The 10,335-nt window shown below is 50.6% G+C and carries 5 protein-coding genes; 1 reads left to right on the top strand and 4 read right to left on the bottom strand.

Annotated elements, in window-relative coordinates:
• Both BM030_RS01175 and BM030_RS01170 read right to left on the bottom strand, forming a co-directional pair.
• A complete protein-coding gene (locus tag BM030_RS01175; RefSeq protein WP_211657487.1) occupies nucleotides 1-1,383 on the bottom strand; it encodes a glycoside hydrolase family 88/105 protein in 1,383 nt (460 codons plus the stop codon).
• A 45-nt stretch (nucleotides 1,384-1,428) separates the two neighbouring features.
• Nucleotides 1,429-4,155, bottom strand: a complete 2,727-nt coding sequence (locus tag BM030_RS01170; RefSeq protein ID WP_090970234.1) for an exo-rhamnogalacturonan lyase family protein — start codon at nucleotides 4,153-4,155, stop codon at nucleotides 1,429-1,431.
• Nucleotides 4,156-4,176: 21 nt separating this feature from the next.
• Here BM030_RS01170 and BM030_RS01165 point away from each other — a divergent pair, with 21 nt between their 5' ends.
• Nucleotides 4,177-4,875 carry a DUF6250 domain-containing protein gene (locus BM030_RS01165; protein ID WP_090970232.1) on the top strand — a complete coding sequence of 233 codons (699 nt, stop codon included), beginning with the start codon at nucleotides 4,177-4,179 and terminating at the stop codon, nucleotides 4,873-4,875.
• Nucleotides 4,876-5,018: 143 nt separating this feature from the next.
• Here the strand turns inward: BM030_RS01165 and BM030_RS01160 are convergent, their stop codons facing one another.
• Both BM030_RS01160 and BM030_RS01155 read right to left on the bottom strand, forming a co-directional pair.
• Nucleotides 5,019-6,986, bottom strand: a complete 1,968-nt coding sequence (locus BM030_RS01160) for a RagB/SusD family nutrient uptake outer membrane protein (protein WP_090970230.1) — start codon at nucleotides 6,984-6,986, stop codon at nucleotides 5,019-5,021.
• Between the two features lie 32 nt (nucleotides 6,987-7,018).
• Nucleotides 7,019-10,330, bottom strand: coding sequence for a TonB-dependent receptor (locus BM030_RS01155; protein WP_211657486.1), 3,312 nt, complete (start codon nucleotides 10,328-10,330; stop codon nucleotides 7,019-7,021).
• Nucleotides 10,331-10,335: the final 5 nt, after the last annotated feature.

Here is a 10,335-nt window from a genome sequence, read left to right as displayed (position 1 = left end):
TTAATCCGCAAACATAACCGCACTGTCATTGATTTCAAAAGGTTTATTCCGGAGTAAGCGGTAAACCTCGGCACCGGCAAGGATGGCCGGGCCATAGCCATGCGCAGCATATTTATTCACCGGCCTGTGGTAATAGAAGGCCGGATCAAACCCCATACCCGTGCCGACACAGGTTCCTTCTACCTGCCCCTGCGCGTTGACCTGGGTACTCACTGCATTCCATGCCTGCAGCACCATTGGGCCATAAGCTTTGGCGTCGAGCCAACCCTGGTTGATACCATGTGCGATACAATAGGCATAAATTGCCGTGGCGGAGGTTTCGAGGTACGTATCGTTGCGATCCAACAGCTGATGCCAAAAGCCGGTACCATCCTGGAGTGCGGCAAGTCCCCGCACGTGCGCGCGGAATTGATCAAGCAATCTCGCGCGTGCGGGATGGTTATCCGGTAAAGCGCTGAGCAGCTCAACGTTGGTAAGCAATGCCCAGCCGTTGGCACGCGCCCAATGGAAATGCGGATGCGGTTCCATATCCTGTACCCAGCCATGCATGTAAAGTCCTTTTTCGGCAACGAACATCCGGTCAGCAAACAACCAAAACTGCCTGATGGCTTCATCGAAGTACGTTGTCTCACCGGTTAGCTTTGCCATCTGTGCCAGGGCGGGAAGGCTCATGTACAGATCATCCAACCACAAGGTATTCGGCAGCGGTCTGTTACGCGCCAATGTACCATCTTCCAGCCGGAATTCTTTGTTTAAGATATAATCGATATAACGATTGACAATTGGCCGGACTTCCTTCGTTGTCGCCCCCGCCTGATGCGCCTTAATGATGGCCGCACACATGGACCCGGCATCATCCAATGCACCCGGATGGGTCACGGAATGAACGGGCGAACGGTAAGCAGCACCCGCTGTCTCAGGCAGCGCCTCGAACGCCGCAACAACATCGGCGATGAAATCAATACGCCGCTGCGTGTATTGCCGATAGCGTTCGTCTCCAGTCGATTCGGCAGCAGTAAGCATAGCGCCATACGTCACTCCCCATTCATAGCTGATCAACCGGAAATCACCCTGTTGAAATATGGTATTCGTATCAATCGACGAAAGATCGTCTACCGGGCGTTTACTACCTTTGTTAATCACGGCTACCGGCGTGGCATCATCAAGGTAGCCATGTATGCGGTCGAGTACCGCTTTCACATCGTCAGGCGTTGTTTCGCCATAAAACACCGGATAGTCCGGCTTCAGCAAGTGCAGCGGCGTATTCACATCGTTGGTCACTTCGTTTTTTTGACCCGTTCCTCCACCGCCACAGGAAGATAGACAACCCGCTATGGACAACACAACTACAGATACATTCAGAAAGCAAGATTTAATCATCATATTTAGTTTTTCCACTTAAAATTCGGTTATTGATGTCCCTTACGGTTAACGGGCCTCCCCTGCATAGGCCATACATTGCATAGCCGCCAAACTCCATTGAGCCACCGCATTGGTAGAAACCGCAGGTGCCTCATCCCGCTTACTGAGTACTTCGGGAGGTGCAATGGTCGCCATTTCCGGGACGCCCATCTTTAACCCACTGCCTCCGGCGTAAAACTCATCCCAAGCCCGTTGCTGTAACGTGCGGTTTTTCAGGAACCATCCGGCATAGGCGGTCAGCCGGCTATGCCCCTGTTCCAGATTCAGCTTACCTAATGCGCGACCGAGATGCTGTTCTTGCCATTCGCTGCCTGCATTATAAGCTATGCAATACTGTAACCAGGCCTCGGTAAACTCGGGGACATCGAACGCATCGATCAGCTCAGCACAGATTTCGGCGAGCCCGAATGCAGCACTCAGGTGTGACACCGAAATGGCGTTGTGCTTAACCCGATCAAATACGCCGCTCTCCAACTGCATATCTGCCGTTCCCGTGAAAAATCCACGGGGCTGCCTGCCGATACTTTCCATGCTACCAATCAGTCGGTTCTTCATCCGCTCGTCGGCCGTCCGTTCCCATTCCGTGAACCAGGCAGCCGCCAGCGATCCCCAATCAGTACCAAAAGATACACTTACCTTGTTTTCATCGGTGGCCGCTACCTGTCCTACTTTACGGCCCGGAACGACCCGTTTAAGGGCCTCGGCCCCGTCGATCTGTTCGCGCATCAAATCTCCCACGCGTTCATCTGCTGTAAGGTAATAAAAGAAGCGCCTATTGATTACCGTACTGATACGTAGTTGCTTGGCGCTGCAACCCCAATGCAGAACGTTATGCCTGGAACCCAGCGGAGCGAAACGGCCGATATGGTGCACGTCAACCTCACCGGTATGTCGCGTCATGGCTTCCGCCATGCGGAACACATCGTGCCTTCCCGACCGAAGGAAGTAGTACCATAACCAAAGATCGGTTGATAATTCCGAGTTATCCCATGCATAGCCGCCGACGTCGTACCGCCACATATGGCGGTCGCCATCGTAGGTATGCATTACATCGCCATAATTCCAGAATCCGTACCAACGATGTTGTGCTATCTGCCGTTTATAATAGTCGACATAAAAATCCAGCTGTTTTTCAATCATCTTTTCCCTCTCGTTGGTTGCCGGTGCTGCGGAAAATGCCTTACCGAACACGCCGCACCGCTCGTAATAGGCCGGTTCGCAAACCAAGATCGACGGATCCTGTATCTGCTCGGCGATATCCGCGAGCTCGTTGTTGCGCGGCGTCTGTTCCATCGCCCACAGTTCAACTTCACTCGTGCGGGCGATACCTTGGGGTGTGCCGAATTCCGGCTCATAGTCTTCGTAGGTAATGTCCAAGCCGCCGAGTTGTTCAGCATACGTATCCTGCCCCATCCCGTCGTGGTAAAACCGAAGATCCATCGCCGGAGCGGAGGGCGACCATAACCAAAGCGTCAATGCGGCCGCTTCCGTGTGCGCATGCCGGATATCCACCTGTGCCGGAAAGCTCTGCCAGAAATTACGGATACCAAATGCCAACCCTCCCGAAGCGCCGCCAATGTACCCCACCCCCACCGAGCGATCTCCATATGCGGAGGCTATCCATCCATGGCCAGCGCCGGTCCGCTTACGGATTTCAAACCCGTCTGGCGTATTCTGACAAAGCGTATAATCGCCGAATGCCGGAATGTATTGCAATCCATTGGCTACAACCGGATTGAACTCAGCAACCGGCGGCGTGGCTTGCCCAGCAACCTGCGCTTTCCTTACCGCCCTACCGGGATCACGCCGCAAGCCGGTAAGCCCCCGAACGGCTTCAGCAAAGACCCCACCATCGGCCGAGCAAAACCGAACGTGCCGATTATGCAGCTCATCCACCATCGGCACAGCAAACCGAAGCCCTATTCCGCTGATAAAGTCTTTGTACTCATCCGCATCATACACCAGGGTATGGACCAATCGGAGGGAAGGTGTATGAAGGTAACAATAAAAACGTAACGTGAAAGGCAGCAGCTCCCGCCCTGTCGCCTGAGAGCGATGGATACCCGTTGCCTTGATGACTGCACGCATCGGGCCTACGTGCTCTACCAGCATTTCGTGGATTTCACTTTCCAGTGAATCGCTTTCGAGCGGTTCACCATTAATCGGTTCCGGCGTATTCTGCCATTGTAGCACCAAATGTCCATCCGCGGCCAATACCCGTTTACCATTGCTTATCGACTTTACCAACACGTTGCCAGCCTTGGGAAAAACATACTGCAAGCCGCCTGTATCCACGGAAATCTCCTCATCGTGCTGCGTAACCACAATTTGGCCGTCTGCCTGCGCCGAAGATGTACCACTAGCACGGAGCAAGACATACCTGGACGCTTCAGATGCCGATACACTGGCCGCATGTGCTGACCATTTTACCGATCCGTCGGACCACCGGGCCGTCACCCAATGCTGTGCCGGTACCGGTTTATTTTCGGCCGTGGCAAACGTTAGTTTATCCACGTTGTCCAGTTCGCCCTTGGGCCAAGGCACGCCCCAGGTAATGCCGCGCGGAACGGTCGGTGCCTCGCCACGCAGCCAATGCAGGGACACGCCCTCGCCAGTGTGTGCGGGCCTTGATGGCCGAAGCGAAGGCAGGGGCGCGGCTATAGGTAATGTTGCGGTAAGGGCGAGTGTACTTTTAACAAATTTTCTTCGTGATATAGTATTTCGAATAAACATCTGATTCCCTATTTTAGCGACATGAAACCTTATTCTTCCATTGGTCTACTGCTTTCCTTTTTTACCTTGTATTGCTGCCAGCCGCCGGAATCCGGCACAAAAAACGGACAGCGACTGATTCTTGAAGATGACTTTGGCCGAGGATTGGATACATCGCTTTGGATTTCTGAAATTGCGCCTGAACCCAACTCTTCTGTGTACGTGCAGGACGGCAAACTGTGGCTGGACACCTACGGCGGCGTGACGGTATGGCTGAACAAGCCACTGGAAGGCAACATCGCCATTGAATATGAGCGTACCGTCGTTGTGGACAGTGGCGCAAATGATCGGCTGTCTGACCTGAATCAGTTCTGGATGGCCACTGATCCGTCTGGCCATGAACTGTTTTCCCGATCCGGTATTTTTGAAAGCTATGATTCATTATCACTTTACTATGTTGGTATGGGTGGTAATACCAATACCACGACCCGTTTCCGTAAATACGAGGGCGATGGAAGCAAACCCTTACTTTACGAACGGAATGACCACCTACTGGAAGCCAACCGCACTTACCATATCCGCACTGTTGTCAAAGACAGTGTGACCACATTTTCTGTAGACGGCCAGGTAATTTTCAGCCACCATGACCCTTCGCCATTGACCCGTGGTTATTTCGGCTTTCGTTCCACATGGTCACGCCAATGTATAGACAACGTTAGAGTTTACCAACTCGAAGAATAACCAGTTCACTCATTGCAAACCTACGGTGAGGCTGTTTAATTTGCCGGTAAAAATCATTCAAATTCCGGGTAAAAATATTGCGGTTACTAAACCGACCGGAAGTAATACCTCCGGTCGGTATAACCGCTTATCTGTCTAGGCACTCACCATCCCGGATTTTGCATCGCTGCCTTCTCTTCCGGCGTTAATGGTCTTCCATTTCGCTGTATAGCGTCCAAAAAGCTTTGCGGTATCGGTCGCAAGTAATGCTTATTCGCAGATGGTCTAGCCTCATCGTTGAACAAAGTGGCCCGTAATACGAGCGTGTTGGTTCTCGCTAGATCTTCCCAGCGCATCAGTTCACCCATCAGCTCGCGCGAACGCTCATTCAAAATAAAGTGCAGAAATTTATCGGCGTCCGAGCTTACCCCCAACTTATCAAAAAAATCATTGGTCGAATTAAATATGTCAGCAACACTGTTAAAACGTAGTTCATTTAACGTGGATCCATTAGTTTCGGACATATCGTTCGATTCAAAATAAGTATTCCGATCGGAATAAGACACGAAGGCTGCCGTATTGGCTGCGGTGTTATTCCGATAAGCTAAGCCGCCATCTGAATGATAAGATCGATCCTCTCCTTCCTTATACGCTGCACGTACACGCAGCTCGTTAATATAAGGCAGCGCTTCATCATAACGCCCCAGTCGGCCCAGCGCTTCAGCGGCTATCAAATACGTTTCAGCCAACCGAGCCAGAATTCCGTCCCGGCGCCCGAACTGCGAAGCGACGTTGATTCTAGAACCGTCGGTGAACTTAGAAAGTGCAACAAACCGACTTGCCTCGAAATTCCCGTGTCCCCCCTTCATGTTTTCGCTTTCACCTGCAAAGTACCTCACGAACATGTGGGGTGCCCTACGTTGTATGTTTTCTTCGGTAAAGCGCGGATCACCGGCATCGTTCACGATGTAACGCACGGCTTCTTGTCCTCCCGTGAATTTCCGTTGGTTAACCAAATCCGGGCTTGGGGCATACTGCGCCGTCCAAACAGGCGCACTATTGGGGTTGTTACATAGATAAGAGGTTTTAAAGCTTTTCCAGAAACGCGAATCATTCACTCGATCATATACATCGAGCGCGTAGTCAGTCGATCGTAAGCGCTGGAATTCTCGCCCGCCCGGTATATCCCGTTGCATCCCCGGCAAATTCTGATAGACTGAAAGGTAATAAAGGTGGACTTGATTTCCATAGCGGCCCTGTGTGGCCTCATTATCCGAAAATTGAGCGGACAAAATGATTTCCGGAAGGCTTTCGTTCGGCCCGTTAACTTCGGTATAATGCCACAGCTCCCGGAAATCAGCCGCCAAGGTATGCGGACTGTCTTCTATAACAGTCCTCGCGTAATTAACCGCATTGTTCAAGTCGCTTTCCCGGGTTTCCGCATTCCAGTCGGCATAGCGTTCGCTTGCCCGGAAAAGATACACTTTTGCCAGAAAATGGGCGGCAGCCCATTTGGTTATCCTCCCCTGCTGCGCAGGTGTGGGAGGCAGTAATTCGTAAGCCCGTGTAAAATCTGCAATAATCTGTTCGTACACTTCCTGAGCGGTATTGCGGGAAAACTCACGTTCAACTGTTGTAGAAGGCTCCAGTTTTAACGGCACGCCTCCATATTGTTTGACCAATTTAAAATAGTCAAAAGCCCGCATAAAATAACCTTCGCCTAAACGCACGTCCTTATTAGGGCCGTCACCATAGTACTGTGGCACATTTTGAATCACAATGTTAGCGGTATTGATGTTTCCATACATGTTATCCCATACAATAGCTACATCGTCTGTCATTGAGTTCAACCCCGCGTCATACGAGTTCCAAATCTGCCTGCCTCGGTCTCCGCCTACGGAGAACTCATCCACGCCATAGTTCGTTGTGGTATAAGCCCACTCATAGTTGAAGTGAAACCGAAGGCTCTGATACATACCCGTCACTAAACCTTCCAAGCCAATTTCTGTTTCAAAATCCTGGGTATTACGTGCCGTAATCAATTGCTCGTCTAAAAAATTTTTGCATGATGCCCCTGTAAGGATTGCAGCAATCAACGAAGCATTTCTAAAAAACTGATATACATTTTTCATAACCGTAAAGTCCAAATTAGTAATGAAAGGGGTTAAAATCCAACATTCAATCCTATAACAAAACCTCGGTTAAATGTTGATCCACCTAAGTCCGGATCAAGCCAATCCACCTTGGAATAAATCAATCCGGGGTTCATTGCTTGGGCAAAAATTTTCATATTGCCCAATCCTAGTCGCTGCGCATAAGACTGAGGAAGCGTATAACCCAGTGACACGTTGCGCAATTTAATGAATGATCCATCTTGATAATTCATAGACGTGCGATATTGATCGCCGCCAGCATTGCCATAATTAGGTGCAGGGTATTCGTTGGTCGGATTGTCAGGGCGCCAGTAGTCCACCCTACGCTGGGCAAACCGACCTTGCATGTATTCACCGCCCGCTTCTATGGTAAAGCCAAAACGTCCATATAAGAAGAACGTAAGATCCCAGTTTTTATACCGTACTGTATTGTTCAATCCTGCGGTCCACTTAGGCATGGAATGCCCTACGATCTTGCGATCATTATTGGCATCGATGATATAATCTCCGTTCAAATCGGCCACCCGAATATCACCAGGACGGTACTCGTGCCCTCCGGCTTCCAAGAATTTGGCCATTTCCGCATGGTCTTCCGGCGTGTCCTGCCAGATGCCCACTTTTTCATAATCATAAAATACCGCAAGACGCCGACCGATAAACCACAGGTTATTCGGATCGTCCACTTTTCCATTGGATAATTCTACGATCCGATCAGTAGTCATGGTAAAATTCAGTCCCGATTCCCAATAAAAGTTGCCGCTACTGACGTTCACCGTATTCAGCGATAGATCTACCCCCTTATTAGCGGTCGAGCCGATGTTCGCCCAAGTTCGTGTGTAACCGGTAACCGAAGGAATAGCCGCCTCCATCAATAGGTCGGTTGTCTTGGAGGTATACAGATCCAGTGCTCCGTTTAGGCGTCCGTTCAAAAGATTGAAATCGATTCCAAGATTCCATTGCGTTGTGCGTTCCCATCCCAGCTCCAAATTAGCCATGGGAGCGGGATTGGCCAAAGACGCGTCTGAAGACACATAACCTGGTTCAACGATACCGCCCCATGTGTAATATAAGGTCTCAACGCCACCTTTGGTCATATAGGGTTCGATAGCTGCATTTCCCGTAGTTCCGAAGCCCAAACGCAGCTTCAATTGGTCCACCCAGCTAACATTTTGCATAAACGACTCCTGATCCATCCGCCATGCTACTGCAGCAGAAGGAAAAAAGTCCCATTTGTTCCCGTCTGCCAATTGCGATGCGCCATCCCAACGCACCGATCCGGTAAAGAGATAACGGTCGTTAAATCCGTAATTAACCCGTGCCATATATGACAACAACTGAGATTCGGAAAGTCCAGTGCCGAATCTGTCCAGTTCACTGACCGAATTGAGCTGATACCAGCGCTGGCTGTCCCAAGGTAAGTCTGTTGCAGTCATTAGTGACGTTTCAGTACGGTTCGCTGAAGCACTTTGTAATAACGTGACACCAAGATCATGTTTATCCTGAAACGTCCGGTTGTAATAGAGTAAGTTGTCAAGCGTCCAGGAAAAGCGCATGGTTTGGCCAAGCTCCGCGAAGTTCGTTGAGCCCGGTTCACCCGCCCCCCTTTCAGTCGCCATGGCGTCCATCCAACGTCCATTGCGGAAATTGTAAAAATCGGGGCCAAAATTAACCCGGTATTTCAACCCTTCGAGAAAGTTAACTTCGGCATAAATGTTGCCAAGCGTACGGAGCACCTTACGTTCATTAATAGTATATTCATGTTCGCCTATCGGATTACGGATATTAACGTCGCCACCAGGCAAGTTAATACGGTTCCCCTCATCATCGAACGGGACCGCATAGGGTAACATACTCCGGGCCGCAAAATACAGGTTGGGCGCACCTTGCGATCCACTCCCTTGATAACCATAATTCTGATCGCCAAAGGTTGCTGTTAAGCTCCCCCCCATCTTAAACCATGGCACGGGTGTTAGATCTACCGTAAATTTACCGGTATAGCGTTGATAATCCTGCCCCAGTTGTGTTCCCCCTTGATTGAGGTAACCGAATGAACCATAGGCCTGCATCTTATCCGTCCCTCCGCTCGCATTAAGCGAATGATCGTGCGTGACCCCGGTCCTCAGCACCATATCTGTCCAGTTAGTTGTTGCCACCAAACCGGGATTCCAGGTTCCCCCCTGCCACCCTCGGGCGATATTGGCCCATGCATGGCTGTCGTTCGCGAAAATACGGGCATCTGCATCTTCTGACGGTACCTCGGGATATCGGTTAGGGTTTCCTGCCGGAAGTCTCCGGAAGGCATCTCGCCTGAATTCAATGTATTCGGCAGCGTCCATCATCTCGGTTAGATCCGACATACGCTCTATAGTGGTTACAGCCAAGTAGTTGAGCGACAATCTTCCCTCTTTCCCGCGTTTGGTGTTGACTATGATGACCCCGTTTGCACCCCGCGAACCGAAGATAGCAGTAGCGGAAGCATCTTTCAATACATCTATGGATTCTATGTCTGACGGGTTTATGGCCTCAATTCCCCCTGCTGCAAGTGGAATGCCATCCACTACATAAAGAGGCGAATTACTTGCACTCAATGAGCGTATACCTCGCACTGTCACGTTCCCCATCTCACCAGGTCTTTCGTTCGACGTAATATCTACGCCGGCCACCATGCCCTGCATAGCTTGCAAGGCGTTGGTTACGGGCATCCGGCGCACCTGTTCAGCGCTAATGCTCGAAACCGCACCTGTCAGATCGGTTTTCCTTACAGTATTATAACCAACGACGACCACCTCATCCAACGCGGCCTCCTCTTCTTCCAAAGTGATGGACACCTCCGAGCGGTCTCCCAGTGCTAATTCCTGAGTTGTAAAACCAAGGTAACTGACTACAATGACTGCGCCATCCTGCACAGTCAGCAAAAACTCACCATGGTCATTAGTCTTCGTTACGCGTTGGGGATTTCCCTTCAAACCGACCGATGCTCCAACAATCGGCTGCCCATTGGCGTCCCTCACTTTCCCTTTGACTTGGCGCTCCTGCTGGACGGGGGATGTGTTTTTCGGAGCAAGCTTGATAATCACATTCTTATTGATAATCTCATAAGCAAGCGATTGTTCCTTCAGGCATTCGCGCAAGGCGTCTTGCAAGGTCGCGTCGCGAAGATTAAGGTTCACGGGCCGGGCGGTTTTGAGCAATTCAGAATTGATAAGTATATTATACCCACTTTGCTCCCGTATTTCCTTGAACGCCTGATGCAATGGAAGTTGCTTCTTGACAATGTTGATGCGCTGGCCGTATCCTACCGCTACAGCCAGATGCATGTTCATGATAA

Source organism: Parapedobacter composti (genome assembly GCF_900112315.1).
GTDB lineage: Bacteria > Bacteroidota > Bacteroidia > Sphingobacteriales > Sphingobacteriaceae > Parapedobacter > Parapedobacter composti.
The sequence above is the reverse complement of the archived record's forward strand: the minus strand, read 5'-3'. Positions and strand labels throughout refer to the sequence as shown.